Annotated in this window: 20 protein-coding genes; 1 reads left to right on the forward strand and 19 read right to left on the reverse strand. The window is 33.6% G+C overall.

The genetic code is table 11. The features are described from left to right. Positions 1–499 precede the first annotated feature (499 nt). The 11 genes from BM120_RS11335 to BM120_RS00055 all read right to left on the reverse strand — a co-directional run bounded on the left by BM120_RS11335 (position 500) and on the right by BM120_RS00055 (position 10,562). Positions 500–724 (reverse strand): CPBP family glutamic-type intramembrane protease, encoded by a 225-nt coding sequence (locus BM120_RS11335; RefSeq protein WP_442956740.1) that lies wholly within the window; start codon positions 722–724, stop codon positions 500–502. Positions 725–825: 101 nt separating this feature from the next. Beyond that, positions 826–1,689 (reverse strand): 4Fe-4S binding protein, encoded by an 864-nt coding sequence (locus BM120_RS00010; protein ID WP_091992453.1) that lies wholly within the window; start codon positions 1,687–1,689, stop codon positions 826–828. Positions 1,690–1,698: 9 nt separating this feature from the next. Next, positions 1,699–1,842, reverse strand: coding sequence for a CD1871A family CXXC motif-containing protein (locus tag BM120_RS00015; protein ID WP_091992454.1), 144 nt, complete (start codon positions 1,840–1,842; stop codon positions 1,699–1,701). A gap of 15 nt (positions 1,843–1,857) precedes the next feature. Beyond that, positions 1,858–2,430: a TlpA family protein disulfide reductase gene (locus tag BM120_RS00020; protein WP_177187333.1), complete on the reverse strand. Its 573-nt coding sequence runs from the start codon at positions 2,428–2,430 to the stop codon at positions 1,858–1,860. Positions 2,431–2,605: 175 nt separating this feature from the next. Beyond that, complete coding sequence (locus tag BM120_RS11170; RefSeq protein WP_278335300.1) at positions 2,606–2,737, reverse strand: hypothetical protein; 132 nt, start codon at positions 2,735–2,737, stop codon at positions 2,606–2,608. A gap of 39 nt (positions 2,738–2,776) precedes the next feature. Then, on the reverse strand, positions 2,777–3,409 hold the full coding sequence (locus tag BM120_RS00025) for a GyrI-like domain-containing protein (RefSeq protein WP_091992456.1): 633 nt from the start codon (positions 3,407–3,409) through the stop codon (positions 2,777–2,779). A 319-nt stretch (positions 3,410–3,728) separates the two neighbouring features. Further along, on the reverse strand, positions 3,729–4,091 hold the full coding sequence (locus BM120_RS00030; protein WP_091992457.1) for a VOC family protein: 363 nt from the start codon (positions 4,089–4,091) through the stop codon (positions 3,729–3,731). Between the two features lie 35 nt (positions 4,092–4,126). Then, entirely contained in the window at positions 4,127–4,513 is a 387-nt protein-coding gene (locus BM120_RS00035; RefSeq protein WP_091992458.1) for a hypothetical protein, read from the reverse strand. 53 nt (positions 4,514–4,566) lie between these two features. After that, on the reverse strand, positions 4,567–5,085 hold the full coding sequence (locus BM120_RS00040) for a ClbS/DfsB family four-helix bundle protein (RefSeq protein ID WP_091992459.1): 519 nt from the start codon (positions 5,083–5,085) through the stop codon (positions 4,567–4,569). A 358-nt stretch (positions 5,086–5,443) separates the two neighbouring features. Continuing rightward, entirely contained in the window at positions 5,444–9,751 is a 4,308-nt protein-coding gene (locus BM120_RS00050; RefSeq protein WP_091992460.1) for a PolC-type DNA polymerase III, read from the reverse strand. Positions 9,752–9,875: 124 nt separating this feature from the next. After that, the gene (locus BM120_RS00055; RefSeq protein ID WP_091992461.1) at positions 9,876–10,562 is read right to left on the reverse strand and encodes an MBL fold metallo-hydrolase; all 687 of its coding nucleotides are present in this window, start codon (positions 10,560–10,562) and stop codon (positions 9,876–9,878) included. A gap of 254 nt (positions 10,563–10,816) precedes the next feature. On the opposite strand from BM120_RS00055, the gene BM120_RS00060 reads away from it, so the two are divergent. Further along, on the forward strand, positions 10,817–12,046 hold the full coding sequence (locus BM120_RS00060; RefSeq protein ID WP_091992462.1) for a flavodoxin family protein: 1,230 nt from the start codon (positions 10,817–10,819) through the stop codon (positions 12,044–12,046). A 160-nt stretch (positions 12,047–12,206) separates the two neighbouring features. On the opposite strand, the gene rnfB is transcribed toward BM120_RS00060, so the two are convergent. The 8 genes from rnfB to BM120_RS00100 all read right to left on the reverse strand — a co-directional run bounded on the left by rnfB (position 12,207) and on the right by BM120_RS00100 (position 19,700). Continuing rightward, positions 12,207–13,085 carry an RnfABCDGE type electron transport complex subunit B gene (gene rnfB, locus BM120_RS00065; RefSeq protein WP_091992463.1) on the reverse strand — a complete coding sequence of 293 codons (879 nt, stop codon included), beginning with the start codon at positions 13,083–13,085 and terminating at the stop codon, positions 12,207–12,209. 15 nt (positions 13,086–13,100) lie between these two features. Next, the gene (rsxA, locus tag BM120_RS00070; protein ID WP_091992464.1) at positions 13,101–13,676 is read right to left on the reverse strand and encodes an electron transport complex subunit RsxA; all 576 of its coding nucleotides are present in this window, start codon (positions 13,674–13,676) and stop codon (positions 13,101–13,103) included. 13 nt (positions 13,677–13,689) lie between these two features. After that, a complete protein-coding gene (gene rsxE / locus BM120_RS00075) occupies positions 13,690–14,280 on the reverse strand; it encodes an electron transport complex subunit RsxE (protein ID WP_091992465.1) in 591 nt (196 codons plus the stop codon). 11 nt (positions 14,281–14,291) lie between these two features. Beyond that, positions 14,292–14,858 (reverse strand): RnfABCDGE type electron transport complex subunit G, encoded by a 567-nt coding sequence (locus tag BM120_RS00080; protein WP_091992466.1) that lies wholly within the window; start codon positions 14,856–14,858, stop codon positions 14,292–14,294. Further along, positions 14,858–15,832 (reverse strand): RnfABCDGE type electron transport complex subunit D, encoded by a 975-nt coding sequence (locus tag BM120_RS00085; RefSeq protein WP_154537341.1) that lies wholly within the window; start codon positions 15,830–15,832, stop codon positions 14,858–14,860. The genes BM120_RS00080 and BM120_RS00085 overlap by 1 nt, the downstream gene beginning before the upstream one ends. 23 nt (positions 15,833–15,855) lie before the next feature. Beyond that, complete coding sequence (gene rsxC, locus BM120_RS00090; protein WP_091992468.1) at positions 15,856–17,193, reverse strand: electron transport complex subunit RsxC; 1,338 nt, start codon at positions 17,191–17,193, stop codon at positions 15,856–15,858. Positions 17,194–17,776: 583 nt separating this feature from the next. Beyond that, positions 17,777–19,177, reverse strand: coding sequence for a C40 family peptidase (locus BM120_RS00095; protein WP_091992469.1), 1,401 nt, complete (start codon positions 19,175–19,177; stop codon positions 17,777–17,779). Between the two features lie 298 nt (positions 19,178–19,475). After that, a complete protein-coding gene (locus tag BM120_RS00100) occupies positions 19,476–19,700 on the reverse strand; it encodes a heavy-metal-associated domain-containing protein (RefSeq protein ID WP_091992470.1) in 225 nt (74 codons plus the stop codon). Positions 19,701–19,802: the final 102 nt, after the last annotated feature.

Below are 19,802 nucleotides of genomic sequence, written 5' to 3' on the forward strand. Positions count from 1 at the left end.
TCTGTCTGTCTGTCTGTCTGTCTGTCTGTCTGTCTGTCTGTCTGTCTGTCTGTCTGTCTGTCTGTCTGTCTGTCTGTCTGTCTGTCTGTCTGTCTAACAATTGTCTTCAACTGATCCATAACTGTCAACTCTTTTCGCATCTATTTATACAAATATATTATAACAAATCCATTTTATTTTTTCCAGTGCTATTTCCATCTACCTTTTAAGTGATCCTTAATTGTCAAAATATATTACACTTTGAGAAGTATTCTGATACAATTTAATTTGGATTTTTATAATTCATAGCAGCCTTATTATATCTTTCCTCATGCTTTGCTACTTGCTTTATAAATTCTTTCTCGCTTGCCACATTTATTTAGTTTCTCTTCTTTATTATTTTTATGTAATTCAAATGTTATACGGATATATTTAGTAAAAACATATTTCCTCAAAAAAAGAAGCCTTTAGACATTATTAGTCTATCAGACTTCTTTTTTTGATTTTTTATATTAAGTTTTTATAGAATAATTTTAGTCCTTCTTGATATTTTTAGCATAAATAAACTCGTCATTAATTCCATTACCATGAGAATAACTACGATTATATCAATAACAGTATAAGTTTTACCTATTTCACTTAAGAAAATATAATCCCATGGACCATGATAAGCTACCGGTAGCCATATGTTTTTTGTATTCCTATAGCTAAGAGCAAGAAACATACCTAAAATAAAAGTAATTATTAATTATGTAATAATACTTAAAGGAGTTATCCCCATAAATAAACATTTATCTCTCTTTCAAAATATAGTTGAATAATATAAATAACCCCATCTTACACCCTTCATTTAATTTTTCTGTTCGCTATCAAAAGTTCTATCGCTCCTTTAGGGCAAGCATTTCTGCAATTTCCACAGCGAATGCACTCCAAGTGATTTGCATCCTTTACAGGATCCACATTCATCAAACATACCTTTGAACATTTACTGCAATTTATACATTTATCAGAGTTTACATGATATCTGTAAAAAGAAACCTTATTAAATAAAGAATATATAGCTCCTAATGGGCATATAAGTTTACAAAACGGTCTGTATACCATAATTGATAAAATAATTGTTATAATAAGTATTACATTCTTCCATGCAAATAAAAATCCAATTGAGCCTCTCATTGCTTTATTTAATAATACTAAAGGTATACCTCCTTCCAAAGTTCCTGCCGGACATATCAATTTACAAAAGTACGGATAGCCGTTTCCTATATCATTTACAAAATACATGGGAAGGATTATTACAAATACAAGCAAAATCAAATACTTTAATTTTACAAGTATTTTTTCCTTTGGCAGTTTTCTTATCTTTTTCAAAAAAGGTATTTTATGTAGTAAATCCTGAAAGAAACCGAAAGGGCATAAAAAACCGCATACAAGTCTTCCGAACAAACTTCCTATGAGAATTAAAAAGCCGACGACATAAAAAGGAAATCTGCCTCCGCTTTTTCCTATAACCGCCTGCAAGGAGCCTATGGGGCAAGACCCCAAAGCTCCGACACAAGAATAACAATTAAGTCCGGGAACACAGGCATTTTTTATATTTCCTTTATATATTTTACCTGAAATATAACCGGCTACATTTCCGTTTGTAATTAATGTTGCCAGAGTTTGGATTTTATGTCTGAAAAAATTAAGTTTATTTTTCTTTTTCATAAAATACGCCTATCCAATCCCTATACATTCCATACAAATCCTGATAGCCTTATTTAATACTATAAGATTTTCATGCTTTGCAAGTACTCCGTATAATACAAATCCTATTCCCGTTAAAAATATTACTGAAGATACTACATTTTTTCTTTTCATATCCTCACCGCCTGTTTATTTTTTGGAAACATTTTTAAGTTCTTTATCTATTATCTTTGCCCAGTCCTCTTTTGAACGATCCCCCAAATATTCTTCTCCTACAATATTTCCGTTTTTATCTACAAAAAATGTATAAGGTATAGCCTCTGTTTTTTTCATCAACTTATTCATTAAATTTTGTTCCATAAAAATAACTTTCATATTATTCTTTTTCTTGCTTAAAATTTTTAACAATGCTTTTTTAGAATCTTCATCGGGATTACCTTTCGAATCCATATCAATATTAACACCTAACACTCCGACTTTTTTATCCTTATATTCATTAGATAATTCAGCTAAGTGCGGTAATTCTTCCATACAAGGATTACATGTTGATGAAAGCAGATTTACCAAAGTTAAATCATTTTCTTTAAATATGTCTTGCGTAACCTTGTTATTTTCCAAATCTGTCGCTTCAAATTTTCCTATGTTTTCTCCTGAACTTTTCTTTTGGGCTTCACTGGAAACAGGCGATTTGTCTGTTGAAACTTTTTTATCGTTTTTTTTCCACAGGCAGCCAGCCCAAATACAATAATCCCCATCAAACAAAATACGGATACTTTTTTTAACACAGATTTTTTCTTAATAAATTTTTTACTCATACTATGACCTCCACTTATTAATTTAATATAATTTTATCATTTAAGATGTTAAATCCATGTTAAGAAAAAATAAAAGCCTTATGTTAAACATAAATTTTTACAAATAAAAAAGGCAATAGTTTTTATCTATCGCCTTTGGCAACTGTTTTTATGAAATTTTCTGTATTTAAAATCGGCATTTCTACATGGTTATGTGCAGTATTTTCCTTGTATCTCCCAAAATTCAAATCCACACTCATTGTATTATTTCCCATGTTAAAATCTAAATTTTCTTATTCCGATAAACTGTGATTTTACACTTTCTTTATTGGATGTCTAATAACAGTTTTCCACTTTTCTGGAGCAACCTTTCTTGCATCAGACATATAAATTTCATGGTGTAGCCTATCCTTGTTTATATCATTTACATATCCGTTCTGTTCTACGTATTTATCCATAATCGCAACAGTAGAAGGTTCATCATCAAATGATCCTAAGTGCATTATTTGAACGCATAAGCCTTCCTCAATGGTCATATACTCTGCTGATGAACAATCTAACTTTTTCTTTTTAGTTGCAGTTTCAATCGCCCATTCAAAATCCTTTTGCGTTACGAAATCAGGCAGACGTAGAGCAGAAATCCAGTTAAAAGTGGACTTATCTGTATAATCTACACCACAAATATTTTCTTGCCACCAAAATCCTTCAAGTGGTGGAACTACATATTCAAAAAAACCATCAATTTTATAGTCTGTTTTATAGCTCATTTTCAAAGTGTACGCAACAGCATATAATACACTGATTGCTTGTTGATATGCTCCACCTTCTTCATTTGGATTTCCCTTTCCTCTCACAGCAATATAATTTGCTTTAGGCACATTTACAATCTCCGGTTTATTCTTCGGCATATAAAATTCTTTATATTCTTTCTTAAAATCAAAAGCCATAGTAACCTCCAAAAAATCTAATTTATTTAATTTAATATAGCATATTTCATGATAAATTAGAATCTGTCAAACTCAGCCTGTCCTGCTACTTTACCGTATTTTACGCTATCATTTGATTTTTTTAGTCCAAATATCAAATATCATACCTATGATTAATAAATCAAAATTTGAAATATTTAGCTATTTCTACATATCTAAGTAGAAATAGGGCTGTTGTCATCCCCCTTATACTTTTTGGAATTTTTTAGACTAAATTTTCGTCTACAAATATACCCCCAAAGTTCTATGATTTCAGGAAGAATCTCATAAATTTATGATGTTACATCGGTGTTCCTACTTCAATCAAATTACCATCCAAATCATAAAAACGAATTACTTTTTGTCCCCAACTATGTGTCATAAGTTTATTAACATATTGAATTGATGGATAAGAACGTTCTAACTTTTCAACAAATCCTTCTATATCTTGTTCTTCAAAATATAGTTCACAAGAATTGCTTTTAGGGATAATATCCTTTCCTAAAAACTTTTTCCAAATTTTTTCATCTTGAAGCACAAGTCCCTCCGTTAAAATCATGTTACCATCATTATCAAGTACCAAATCAAGACCGAATAGGTCAATATAAAATTGTTTTGATTTCTCAATATCTTTAACAACAATTAAAATGTTTTTTAATTTCATTATCTGACACCTCTTCTTTTTTTCCTGAATTTAGATTATCTATACATTGATAATTCAATGCTGTCCATATACTGACATAGAGAAAAATTAAACTTTTGATAATCCGTAGTTTTAAATTCTTCATTTACTTGTGCAACATTTACATTTACTACACTTGTCTGGTTAAAAAATGTTATCATTAGAGGAACTTTAATAATTTTTGAAATACCTCTAATTGTTATGTTCCTTGCTTCACCAATCTTTTTAATTTCTTCTTTTGAGGATAAATCAATTCGCTTATCATCTGCTAAAATTTCAGTGTCATCATAATAATCAAACATAAAATAAACTGCTTTGCATATCTGTTCCCAGCCAACAGAGTATGTTAAGTTCCATTGCGATAACACCCAAGTCGCATTTTCTTTTATTGTCATCAATAACATTTTTCTTCTCCAATTCTAAATAATATATTCAATCGAATCCGATAAGTTATATTCTATAACACTGTCTTCTTCCATTTTCTGATTTTTGTTCTGAAAGTTCCAAAAGGAGCAACGGTATTCACGTGAATAAACTTACAGACTTCCCAAGTGGCTGTTTTAGTAGCTTCATCTGCCCATTTTCTCATATGCGGTTTGAATAATTCTTCCTCACTCAACGAATCAATCATTGCATAGATAGAATTAATGTTCTCGTTTAATTTGGATTTCAGCTCTTGCAAAGATAAATGAGCGTAGGTGTCTGTAAACCACTGATATAACTTACCAAGCTCGTTCCATTTAAATTCATCCGACGGTGTTTTTACTTTAAGACCATTTCTTTCATCTTCCTCCCATTGAAGAAGCAAGGTTGTCCACCCCACCTGATAGGCAAGATTTTCTGCTGGAGTTCTGCCAACTTCATCTACTCTCTTATCTTTTAAGGTTTCCGGAACATTGTCAAATTCTGAAATATATTTTTCAAATGCTTTTTTTATTTCAGCTTTTAGTTCTTCTTTGTTTTCATATACTCGCATATAATCACCTCCTTTTCTATCATTATATCAGTTCTTTACCCTAAAATGACTTTATTCTCTCATCTATTTCTTGTAAGAATGATATAATTATTACTCCAATAATTGGTAATCCCATAAGGACTAACTAAAAATCCAAATTAATGCTTCTATTCCTGTGGTAACCTCTTTTTGCAAAAAAGAAGCTAAAACTACAAATATGCAAAAAATCATCAGCGAATATAATATCCCTATTCCTATACTGAGCAAAAATGTCAGAAAGGAAATAGGGATACTAAGCAACAAACTGATCGTAAACAAACTGCCACCTAATCTTGGATAAATTAAAACTTCATAGAAGGCGAACTTTATTATTTTCAACTTACAGCTTAAATGATAATTGATTTTCGTCACTTAAATCATCAAGACTACCGTGCTCGCTCAGCTTTTCAACCACTGTTTTTGATAGCCTAGTTCTTTTTAGCAAATCCTCCTTTGAAATAAATGGCTTGCTTCTGGCATCGACCACGCTTTGAGCCGCATTCTCACCCATTCCATCAAGTGAAATCATAGGAGGAAGTATCTCTCCCCTTCCATTAATTTTAAATTCCCTTGCATCAGATTTATAAATATCAACCCTTAGGACCTTTATTCCTCTTGCGAACATCTCAACAACTACCTCTAGCAATGTATATTGTGAATTTTCCTTGGTTGTAGCACTGTTTCCCTTTTCCCGAATTTCTTCCATTCTCGCTTGCACAGCCTCCATACCCTTAGAAATAAGCTCAATATCAAAGTCCTCGACCTTTGTGGTAAAATACGTTGCATAAAAGGCCTCTGGATAATTTATTTTACAATAAGCAATTCTAAATGAAGTCATCACATAGGCTACAGCATGTGCCTTTGGAAACATATATTTGATCTTTTTGCATGAGCTAATATACCATTCTGGCACATTTTTATCTCTCATATCACTTTCAAACTCTGGCTTTAGCCCCTTACCCTTTCTCACACTCTCCATAATCGTAAACGCAGTTTTAGGCTTTAATCCACTAAATATCAGGTAGTTCATAATATCATCTCTAGTGGAAATAACATCCTTTAGACCAACAATATTACTCCTAACCAGATCCTGAGCATTATTTAGCCATACGTCTGTACCATGTGATAAACCAGCTATTCTGACCAATTCAGCAAAAGTGGTAGGCATTGTATCGACGAGCATTTGCCTCGTAAATTTTGTTCCAAACTCCGGAATAGCCAAGCTTCCTACTGGAGTACCGATATCCTCTGTAGAAACACCCAACGCTTTTGTCGACGTGAATAGAGACATCGTTTCTGGATCATCCAGTGGTATATCGGTAATTTTAATTCCTGTCATATCCTCCAGCATCTTTATTATGGTCGGACCATCGTGTCCAAGTATATCTAGCTTCAAAATTCTACCACTAATAGAATGATAATCGAAATGAGTAGTTATTACGCTTGAATTGACATCATTAGCAGGATATTGTATCGGTGTAAAATCATGCACATCCTTATAATCAGGAACTACCATTACTCCTCCAGGATGCTGCCCAGAGGTTCTCTTCACACCTGTACACCCCTTCGATAGCCAATGAATATCCGCTATTGAATAGTTCAAGTCATTCTCCTCGGAAAATTTCTTTACATACGCAAACGCCGTTTTATCCTTGACCGTACCGATTGTTCCGGCTCTGTAAGTGTATCCCTTTCCAAAAAGCTCTTCTGTATATTGATGAATAGTAGGCTGGTAAACACCTGAGAAGTTTAGATCGATATCCGGCTCTTTATCTCCTTCAAAGCCCAAGAATACTTCAAAAGGAATATCATGTCCCTCCTTTATGTATTTCGCTCCACATTTTGGACAATGCTTATCAGGTAAATCAACACCTGAGCCCCATTCACCAATCGCAAAAAATTCACTGTTCTTGCACTCCTTATTCGGACATACATAATGAGCTGGTAACGGATTAACCTCGGTAATTCCACTCATTGTAGCTGCGATTGAGGAACCAACAGAGCCTCTGGATCCTACTAAATATCCATCAGATAGAGATTTTGCAACAAGTTTACTTGCAATTATATACATAACTGCATATCCATTTCCTATTATCGAGTTTAGCTCTCTATCCAATCTATTCTTTACTACTTCCGGCAAAGGAGATCCATATATATCCTCTGCTTTTTCATAGCACATTCTTCGCAGCTCATCCTCCGACCCATCTATTATAGGAGGAAATGTCCCATTTGGAATAGGAATTATTTTTTCCATCATATCTGCAATTTTATTTGAATTTGTGACTACAACCTCGTATGCCTTTTCTTTACCAAGATATGAAAACTCCTCAAGCATCTCTTCTGTTGTTCTCAGATGAAGTCTTACCGGCTTTAAAAATTTCCCATTGCTTCGCTGAGAATACATCAGAATTGATCTATATATACCCTCATGCTCATCCATCATATGAACATCTCCTGTTGCAACGACAGGCTTACCGAACTTATCGCCCAAATCACATAATTTCATATTTATGGACATCAATTCTTCCCTATCCTTTACTTCTCCTGACTCGATTAAGTAGCTACAATTTTCAAGAGGCATTATTTCTATAAAGTCATACAGCTTTAGCATTTCTCCTATTTCATCAACAGATTTATTTCGTAAAACAGCACTATACACCTCTCCACTTGAGCAAGCTGTTCCAACAATCAACCCATCTCTTCTCTTCAGCAATTCACTTTTTAGAATTCTAGGGCTTGAATAGAAGTGATTAATATGGGAATCACTTATCAATTCATAAAGATTCTTTAGACCTGCCTGTGTCTTTGCGTAAATTGTCGCATGAGTTGGTCTAATCTTTTTAAAATCCAAATTTCCATAGATTTCATTTACATCAGATAATTTTTCTGCACCAGCCTTTTTGAACATTTCTATAAATTTCAAAAATATTTCTGCCGTGGCTTGAGCATCATTTACCGCTCTATGATGCCCGTGAAGATTGACATTTAACTCTTTTGCAATTTTGTCCAGGGTTACTCTTCTAAGGCTTGTCAAAAGAACTCTCGCCAAAATAACTGTGTCTATTTTTTCAAAATCGTATTCAATACCGAGCTTTTTGCATTTTTCCATTATAAATCCAGTATCAAAGTCTGCATTATGAGCAATCAATACCGAGCCCTTTGCAAATTCGATAAATTTAGGTAAAACAACCTCAATGCCATCAGCTTCAGCAACCATTTCATTCGTTATGTTCGTCAATTCTTGAATTTTGTATGAAATATCCATTTTAGGGTTTACAAAGCTTGAAAAATTATCCACAATTTTTCCATTTTCTATTTTTACAGCACCAATTTCTGTAATATTGTCATTGACAGGCGAAAAACCTGTAGTCTCTATATCGAATACTACAAAGCTTTGATCAAAGCTTCGGTCATTCGCATTTTGAATTATCTCCCTACTGTCATCAACCAAATATGCTTCGACTCCATACAATACTTTAATATCTGATTTACTTGTAGCATTCATTGCGTCTGGATACGCTTGAACTACACCATGATCCGTAATAGCAACAGCCTTATGTCCCCATTTTTCCAATCTCTTAATAAGGTCTTTTATCGGAACAGTAGAGTCCATTGCTGACATCTGCGTATGCAAATGTAATTCGACCCTCTTTTCAGGAGCATTGTCAATTCTTTCTTCTTTTTTTTCAAGCCTTATCCCAGTTATATTCATGTCGTAGCCCTGCGAATAAATATTAAAATAGATATCTCCCATCAATCTAAGGTAGCTGCCTACCTTTGTATTCTTCTCTATGATTTCCTTATTTAGATCATTTAGATTAATATTACAGCTTATGGCACCCGTATTGTCTGTAACATAGATTGTGAGTATTGTCTTTCCATTCCTTAGCTCTCTCAGATTTACATCAAATACCTCACCAACTATACTAACTGTTTTTGTATTCTCATCAATATTGCAAATATCAATTATATTTGCATTCACTCTGTCACCATATATAATATCTGGATCTTTTTCAAATTCAACCTTGTATTTATCATCCACAACACTCGGATTTTTTTCCTCCTTAGCCAGAACGTTACAGAATTTTTCAATCTCTAATTCATTTTCCTTTAAAATATGTTCTATATATGTGTCATCATTTTTGTTCTCAACAGCACATTCAAAAATAACGTCAATATCACAATTTAGCTCCTGTAATAGCATCTGTTCTATTTTTTTTCCCAGATTTTTTTCTAATAGCCTATTGAAAATTATTCTATTCGGCGCCTTTATTTTTAACTCTTCCTTTAAAAACATATACTCAACCGAATCAGAATACGCCCTAATTGATGGGCATTCTAGCTTCATTAGATAAAAAATATTTTTCCAATACTGCTTTATCAAATCCTTATAGCCTTTTTTTTCATTGTATTTTATCGAAACCACAAAACTGATATCATCTTTCTTATATCTTATTTTCTTTGAAACCTCATATTTTGCTTCCTCTAAAAGCTCATGACTGATAATATTTTTAGAAGACAGATAAAATTTTATTTTTCCATTTTTCTTATTAATGGAAATTTTTGTAACTGTGGCATCTTCAAAATCCTTTTTAAAGCTTCTCTTATTGATATCTAATTTTTGAAAAACCTCTAACAATGATTCCATAATATTTCTCCTTCCTAAAACGAATGAATTTTTTGTTTTTTTCTGTACACCTCTAAATGCTTTTTATATAAATTGGATTCCATATTAATTCAAAAAATTATTCGTAAATTTTAGGACATATCTTTTATATTTCAAAATGATTAGCTGCCGTCTTATGAGTATCTATTATCTCAATATCCTCCAACAGCTCCTTATTATCTTCCTTAAATTTATCTATAAATTCGTATTTATCCCATAAATGCATTGGTGCAATATATTTTGTTTTTGTGCTTTCAATAAAATATTTCAACCCCCAATCATATCTATCTCCCTGTCTTGGATCTAATGCTACCATAGCCAAATCTATTTCTCTATTCTTTAGCAGCTTCATCTCATTGAAAAATCTCTCTGTCATGCTATCATACTCTTCTTGAGTTTCATATCCATGCCATGTCCACCAATTAAGATCACCACCATGATAAATTGTTTTTCCTTCAGTTGTAATCAATATTGCTATACCTAAATCTGTACTCTCAAAGGTTTCTATTTCAAGATCATCGATGCAATATTTTTTTCTACCCTCTAAAAAACAAATAGCTTCCCTCTCTTCAATTTCTATATCATCTGACAAAAGATATTTTGCATTTTTGAAATCCTTAAACATTTCAAAAATATTCTCATTAAAATGATCTCGGTGAGAATGCGTCGAAACAACATAAAGCTTTTTTTCACTATCAATATAGGGAATATCACCTTTATAATAATCAAATATAATATTTTTCTCATCAAATTCAATTAAAAAACCACTATGATAAATATATTTTAATTTCATAAAAACCTCTTTTCATAAAATTCTTATATCAAAGGTATATAACTTACTGCTCTCTTAGCTACCTTTAATACCTTATATTTTGGTTATTTTCTAACCATCTCTTGACTACGCTCTCAAACATACATGTTATTAAGCACAAGTATATTATATCAAATTTTCTAGAAAAAAGTAGCTTTTTAGACACATGTAGCTTATCTATTTTGAATAATAATGTTATAATGAGTAATATAATAATAAATTTGGAGGGATGCACAATGGAACTTATTTTACTTGAAAATGCAGATGGTCTCAATTTTAAAAACAGTAATACAGTGGTAGTAGACTGCAAGGATATAAAACCATGTATTGGGTGTGCTGGATGCTGGATCAAAACACCTGGAGCTTGTGTTCTTCCAGATAAAGCTCAACACTACGCTGAGAACATAACAAAATTCGATACGATAACAATAATAACCAAGCTATGCTTCGGAGGATTTTCCTATCCCATAAAGAGAGCTATTGATAGATGTATTGGATATTTAGATACTTTTATGGTTAAATCCGGCAATGATATGAGGCATGGAAAAAGATATGATCATAGCTTCCATTTAAATGTTATTTTTTATGGAAATACAAGCATCGGAGAAAAGGATGATGCAATAGAGTTGGTTAAAGCCTGTTGTAAAAATTACTACATCGATTCATATAATATTGAATTTGTAAACTCTTTTGCCACTGCATACATCCTTCTTGGCGGTGAAAAAAACGATGCAATGTACATGAATCACGATGATATAATAATACCAAAGCACATCAATTTGAAAAAAAAGAAAAAAAGCATTGCAGTGATAAATGCCAGTCCGAGAAAGAAAAGGGCTGCTTCAGAATACTACTCAAATAAGCTCATTGATATTTGTAATAGACTATCAAATAACGAAATGAAGATAGATAAATACTATTGGGATTCTACAAAGCCATTATCTGGATATGAAATAATGAAATTTACAGAGTACGAATCAATAGTATTTTGCTTGGGCGTATATGTCGATACACTCCCATCTCATGTAATACAAAATCTGCAAAGAATTGATGAATATCTGTATCAATATCTAAAAAATCATACCTATGGACCATTGGCTGACAATATAAAAAACACAAGTATTTATGTCTTGTCAAACAATGGGTTAGCTCATGGAAATCAAAGTATTCACACCATTCAATGCTTTAAGAATTTTTCGCTTAAGAATAAATTTAACTGGGTAAATGGAATGGGAATTGGTGGGGGACCAGTTTACGCCAACCCAAAAACAGACTATCTTTTAAATCCCGACTCTAAAGAAGTCTATGACGCCTTTACTAAATTTTGTGACAGCATCGTAAATTACGATCAAAATGCGAGATATTCACCAATTTTTACCAACTGCCATATTCCTATAGACGACTACATAGATTCAACAAATATATTATGGAAAAAAACACTTACTAGAAATTTTAAAGATAAATAGATTAAAGCTAAATGAACAAATAGCATAAAAATAAATCAAATAAAAACAAAACGAAATTGTAATCGGATAAATAGTATTGAAAACAAATAAATAAAACTAAAGCTCACATATTCATTTACTACAATATAAAGTGAATATATGAGCTTTTTCAATTTATTAATTAATTATTTTCAGTTGTAGAGCCTTCTTCTTTAACGTTTTCGTCAGCTTCCTTTTTTTCAGCTGGCTTCGGTTGAACTACAGGCTTTTTTCTTTCCTTTGGCTTGATAACCTTTGTTGGACACTTCATAGCACACTTATTACACTGCTTACATTTATCGTAATCAATCTGAGCCAATTTATTTTCAAATATAATTGCATCAAATGGACATTCTTTAAAACAGATTCCGCATCCTATACAACCAACTGTACAGTTTTCTTTTACGTTTTTACCAAAGTCATTTGACTTACAAAGTACTGTAACCTCCTTCTTTTGAGGCTTTCTTTCAATTAATCCCTTAGGACAAACATCTATACACTTACCACAATTTACGCATTTTTCATCGTCTACAACAGCAACCCCATCAATAATATGGATTGCATCAAATGCACAAACCTGCACACATGTACCCAAACCAAGACATCCATAAGAGCATCCTTTAGGACCTCCTATCAAGGATGCCGCAGCTCTACAGTCCTCTATTCCACTGTATTCATATTTATTCTTAGTAGCTTCACATGTACCCTTACATCTTACATTTGCTACTATCTTTTCTCCTGCACCAGCTTCAACCCCCATTATTGCTGCAACCTTTTCAGCACAAGCCGCACCTCCAACAGGACAACCATTAACTGGAGCCTCACCTTTTGCTATTGCAGCAGCCAAGCCTCCACAACCAGGAAAACCACAGCCTCCACAGTTCGCACCAGGAAGAGCTTCAAGAATTTCTGCTTCCTTTGGATCAACCTCTACAGCAAATTTTTTAGAAGCAAAATCAAGGATTAGACCAAAGATTAAACCTAGCACACCAAGCACTAATACCGCATATACAATAAGCATTCTTCAACCTCCTCCTTATAGTTTTATTAGACCTGTAAATCCAAGAAAAGCAATTGACATTAAGCTTGCAGAAATTAACGCTATCGGGAACCCTTTAAAGGATTCCTGAATATCAGCCAATTCTAATTTTTCTCTGATTCCGGCAAATATTACGATTGATAATGTAAATCCTATACCAGCACCTACACCATTTATTAAAGTTTCAATAATATTGTAACCCTTAGTTATATTTACTATTGCAATACCAAGAACCGCACAGTTAGTTGTAATAAGTGGTAGGAAAACACCAAGAGCTTGATAAAGCGATGGAGAAGTCTTCTTAATAACCATCTCAACGAACTGAACAATTGATGCGATAACAAGTATAAATGCTATCGTCTGTAAATATTCTATCTTAAAGTTTACCAAAATAATTTGGATAAAATAAGTAATTATAGAAGCAAGTGCGATAACGAATGTAACAGCAACCCCCATTCCTATAGCTGTATCAGTTTTCTTAGAAACACCTAAGAACGGACAAATACCCAGGAATTGAGAAGTTATTACATTGTTAACAAGCACTATATATAAAAATAATAGTATTAGTTTCAATCTCTACACCCCTTTACGCCTTTTTCTTAGTCAACTTGTTGAATATCGCCATCAAGAAACCTAATGTCAAGAATGCACCTGGTGGTAATATAAACAATAATGTATTCATACTGCTTGGTAGGAATACCATTCCAAATAAGCTTCCAGCACCTAAAATTTCTCTAACGGCACCTAGTACTCCCAAACCAACCGTAAAACCTAATCCCATTCCAAGACCATCTACAAATGATGCAACCGGTCCATTTTTACAAGCAAAGCTTTCCGCTCTCGCAAGTATCAAACAGTTAACAACTATAAGTGGTATAAATAGTCCCAGTGCCTTGTCCAGAGCTGGAACATATGCCTTTAGCATCATTTGAACTATCGTAACGAATGTAGCTATTACAACAACAAAGCAAGGTATTCTTATCTTGTCTGGAACCAACTTTCTAAGTAATGATATGGCAACATTTGAACATGCCAAAACTACTGCTGTCGAAATACCCATACCTATACCATTTATTGCAGAGCTTGTAACTGCTAGTGTAGGACACATACCTATTACCTGAACAAATGTAGGGTTTTCATCAATAATACCGTTTTTGAATATTTTTCCTAAGCTCATCTCTAACCCTCCTATTTATTTACAGCCTCAAATACCTGAATAGCCTCATTCACACCATCAGTTACCGCTCTCGATGTGATTGTAGCTCCAGATATGGCCTTTATCTGATTGTCGGCTGGTGAACCGCTCTTGATTACTTCCAATGGCTTTGCCTCTTTATCTTTATACTGTCCATTAAAGGCTGGATCAGCAGCTTTTGCTCCTAGTCCAGGTGTTTCTGTATTATTACCAACACTTACACCCATTATCTTGCCATCTTTGTTAATTCCTATTGTCAGCTCAACAGCACCACCATAACCTGATGGGTTAGCTTTTATCGTATAACCAACAGTGCTTGAACCGTCTGTACCTTCAAATACTTCTGTTACTGTAGATGCTCCAGCACTAGAATATTTAGCTGCATCTAGCTGCTTAAAATCCTTTGCTACAGGTAATACTTCCTTTCTTGCTGCATTACTTGCTGCTATGTTTCTCTGTTCAATTACAGGTGCAGTCAGCTGATTCGTACCAGCAAGCAGCAATGCCGCTGCTGCAGAAAAGGCCAATAATGTTCCTCCTACTTTTATCATACTGTTCATTATTTACGCACCTCCCCGAACACTCTGTTGTTAACATACTTATCAATTAGTGGTACCAAACAGTTTGCAAATAATATTGAATATGACACACCTTCTGGATATCCGCCAAACAATCTTATACAAGTCGCTATTACAGCAGCGATTGCAGCATATATTATCTGTCCTTTTTTAGTCATAGGAGATGTAGTATAATCAGTTAACATAAAGAATCCACCAAGTAAAAGTCCTCCAGCCAAAGCCTGATACATTGCAAATTCAGCATTAAAGCCTCCAAATATAAATGATAAGACTACTACTAGTACTATATATACAGCAGGCATAATATATGAAATAATACCTTTATATATTAAATAAACACCACCTAATATTATCAATAGTGAACATGTTTCACCTATCGTACCACCGATATTTCCCATAAACATTTGTCCAAGTGAAATACCAGCCTCATGTATTCTTCCCACAGCATCTGCAGAAGTTCCTCCAGCAAGCTTTAAATAACTAAGTGGAGTTGCAGCTGTAACAGCATCTGGATTCGCTCCAGGCTTCAACCAAGTTGTCATAGCCACAGGAAATGAAGCCAATAAAAATGCTCTACCCGCAAGTGCTGGATTAAGGAAGTTAAAACCGATTCCCCCAAAGACCATCTTTACAACAATTATTGCAAAAACAGAACCAAAAATACACATCCAAACCGGAAAACCAGCTGGAACGTTAAATGCCAACAATAAACCTGTCACAACTGCAGACAAGTCTCCAACTGTAGATCTCTTCTTTGTTATCTTACAATATAACCACTCAGAACCTACAGCTCCTATAACACAAGCCAAGATTGTTATTAGCCCTTGAACTCTGAAATAATAAATTCCAGCAGCAGTCGCAGGTAACAATGCAAGAATAACTTGTTTCATTATGTATGTAGTATCTTCATTAGTCCTAATATGAGGAGATGAAGAAACTATCAATTTCTCATTCATTATTTTTCCTCCTAACTAATTATTTACTTTTGTGCTGCAGCTTTTCTTCTCTTAGCACCTATTTCTCTCTTTGCCTGCCTTATAGAAGGTAATAATAATCTTCTAGCAGGACAAATATATGAACATGAACCACACTCAATGCAATCCATTGCCCTATGCTTTTCTGCTTCATCAAAATTATTCTTCAACGAATATGCACTGATAAATAATGGCTGAAGGAATGCAGGACATACATCTGTACATCTACCACATTTAATGCAGTTCATTGGTTCTGGAGCCACAGACATAGCCTCGTCAAGTATCAATATTCCCGAAGAACCTTTGTTTGTAGAAATATCATCAGTGTATTGAGCAAGACCCATCATAGGTCCACCAGCAATAAGTTTTCTCGCTGTAACACCTTCTTTTATGCCACCACATTGTTCTATGATTTCACTAAATTTAGTTCCAACCTTTGTTATTAAATTTTTAGGATCCTTTATACATGGACCTGTAACAGTTGTAATCCTTTCCACAAGAGGCATACCCTCTCTTATTGCTCTTGCGATTGCTGCTGATGTCGCAACATTTGTAACAACTGCACCAACTGCGATAGGAAGTGCTCCAGACGGAACCTCTCTTCCGGTACAGGCATAAATAAGCTGTTTTTCAGCACCTTCTGGATATTTTACCTGAAGGCTCGCAACTTCGATTTCTGGATATGGTTCAGCAGCCTTTATCATGTTTTTAATTGCTTCAGGCTTATTAACTTCTATACCAATAAAACCTTTATCTACATTTAATGCCTTTAAAAGAGCTCTTAAACCATAAACAACATCATCTGGATGTTCAACCATTAATCTATCATCAGCTGTTAAATACGGCTCACACTCTGCACCATTCAAAATAACGAATTCTGCCTTTGAATCTGGTGGCGGAGAAATTTTAACATGGTTAGGGAAAGTCGCACCACCCATACCAACTATTCCAGCCTCTTTAATGATTGCCACTATCTCTTCTTTTTCAAGAGATTCAACGTCACCCTTCGGCTTCACACTTTCATGAAGTTCTTCTTTAAAGTCATTTTCGATAATTACGCACATTGCAGTACCACCTGGAACTCCACATGGTTGAATTGCTTTTACTACACCCGATACCGATGAATGAATATTAGAAGATACGAAGCCTTGAGCTTCACCAATCTTTTGTCCAAGCTTCACCTCTTCTCCAACTTCTACAATGCACTTTGCCGGTGCACCGATATGCTGCTGAAGCGGGATATAAACAGTAGAAGGAGCTTTTGCTCTCTCAATTGGTTTTTTATTTGCATACTCTTTTCCATACGGAGGATGTATTCCTCCCTTAAAAGTTAAGAGTTTCATTCTGTTACCCCCTATTCTTAACTAGTATTTAATTTATTTCAATTACTAGTATACAACAACTCTAAAAAATTAGCAATAACAAGTGTTAAACGATAAAAAAAACGTTTTTGGAAAATTATTTTGAAAAATACTTTAATAATGACTTAATTTTTAAATTTTTTTTATTTTTTTTTACTTTTTCTTACAATAAATAAAAAAAAATAAAATATTGTACAAATAAAAACGAAATAAAATGCACATAAAATGCTAATTTAAATAATTATTCTACATATTTTTTGCTCATTTGTGAACTCAAACTAATAATAATATGAATTTTCTAAACTTTTCACATCTTCAGAATATCATGTATTTGATATACTATTTGGCTTGATATTTTTCTCAATTGATAATTTTATATCATATAAATTTTTATATCGAGTGCTTATCCAGAAATCTATTCTTTTTCGATACTAAATTCTATGCTAAAAACAAAAAATATGCCTGTATATTGCACTAAAAACACTAAAGACTAAAAAAGCAGATTTTCCAATGAAGCTAATCATTAAGAAAATCTGCCAATAAATCAATTATATAGAATCAATAATTATATTCTTCTAGCACCAAGTAGCTTAACCCATTTTTCAGATAGATTAGATACCTTCACGTATTCTGGATTAGCTGCAGTACCACTTGCATGAATGAATTTTCCATTTCCTAGATATATTCCAACATGGCTAGTTGTCCCTGAGCCTGTAGTATCAAAATACAACAAATCTCCAACCTTCATACTTGAAGTGCTAACAGCACTACCAACTGTCGCCTGTGCTCTAGAAACTCTAGGAATATCTACACCAAGTGCATTCTTGTATACATACTGAGTAAAGCCAGAGCAGTCAAAGCCTGAAGTCGAGCTTCCACCCCAAGTATATCTTGTTCCTAACAATGTCTGAGCATAATCAGCAACCTTGTTACCTGTCGCTGAAGGAGTCGTATCACCAACAGCAGTATTTACATCAGTCTGCTTTTCAGCAGCTGTTGATTTTGTATTGTCAGTAGAAGCTGTTGAAGCATTTCTATTAATAAAGCTCGCACCGACATACCCAGTACTACCATCACTTAGTTTTATTTTATACCATCCATTTTCTTCTCCGATGATATTTACCACAGCATTACTCTTCAATGTAGAAATTACTGCATTCTTTGTTCCAGCACCTGCTCTAACATTCAAACCAACCTTGCTGTTAACAGTTCCTTGATTTGAAGAAGCAGTAGTGTTCGTTTCAGTATACTTCACATCATTTTCTGATCCCTTAATAAATTCTGAAACATTTGATTTATCAACCTCATTAGTAAGGCTGATGTATTTTCCACTAGCCCAACCAGTTGTACCGTCCTTAAGAATTACCTTATACCATCCATTAGATGATTTTGAAACAACTTTAAATATCTCACCCTTATAAATTACACCGGAAATACCATTAGAAACCGATGGACCAATTCTCACATTAAGTGACGTAGTAGAAGCTATTTTTGCATTTGATTTAACCTCTACATTACTGCCCTGCCCAGTCTTCACATTGACAGTGCCTGAATTATCAAAGCTTGAATTAACCTCTATCTTTTCTGTAGCCCCGTTTTCTACAGCCTTATTTCCATTTTTTATCGCACTATTTGCATTAACATAATTATTTTCATTTTTATCTGCTGAATCAACATCATTAGATTGCACTTTTCCATCAGCTTCGTTTCCTGATACGTAGTATCCACTGACCCAACCATTTTGACCATCCTCAGTTTGAACATTTGCCCAACCATCTTGGTTACTAATAACTGTTAATTTCGCCCCTGCTTGAAGTTCTGAGACCTTATTTGAAGTCGCACTTGGCTGTTCTCTAAGGTTGATACCGTTGGTTGCCTCTACTTGTTGTTCCATTGCACTAGCATTTGAAACAGATATGACTACTGCAGCTGCACCTAACCCTAACACTGTTATTGCTTTTTTCATCTAAATTCTCACCTCTCATTATATTATTTATAGTCAGCAGCTACTGACACATTTGCTACAATCAATTGTTACTTTTCTCTAAAACACTCATAAATACAGTAAAATATTACTATCGCATTCAAGCTATAAATCTATAATACATCATTTTATTACAGTTTGTAAAGTATTTTTTTACAAAAAATCATTATTTTATCGTTTTTTTGTAACTTTTGATAACTAATTTGTAACTATTAAATTCTTAAATCAACAGTTTTGTGTAACTTTTTTGTAACCTATTTCTATTTTGTTTTTTGACCTTTTATACAATAATTTCTTCTATCCCCACAAGCTTAAACTCCAATTCCTCAACAGCAATCCTTAAAGCTTCATCAGTCACTCCATTGTCAACATCTATATCAGCATAATTCCCCTCTAAGCTTATCACATCGACTTTTACTCCATCGATATCCTCAGTAAGAGCTGCTTCAAGTCCTTTCACACAATTTACACAATGCATTCCTTCAATAAATAATCTCTTTTTCACAGCAATTCCTCCATTCTAATCTTGTATTAATTCTATATTTATACAATACATAGCTATACATAATTAAGCACATAGCTTTATAAGCTATTCAATATATATTTA

This window comes from Peptostreptococcus sp. D1 (assembly GCF_900112955.1).
GTDB lineage: Bacteria > Bacillota > Clostridia > Peptostreptococcales > Peptostreptococcaceae > Peptostreptococcus.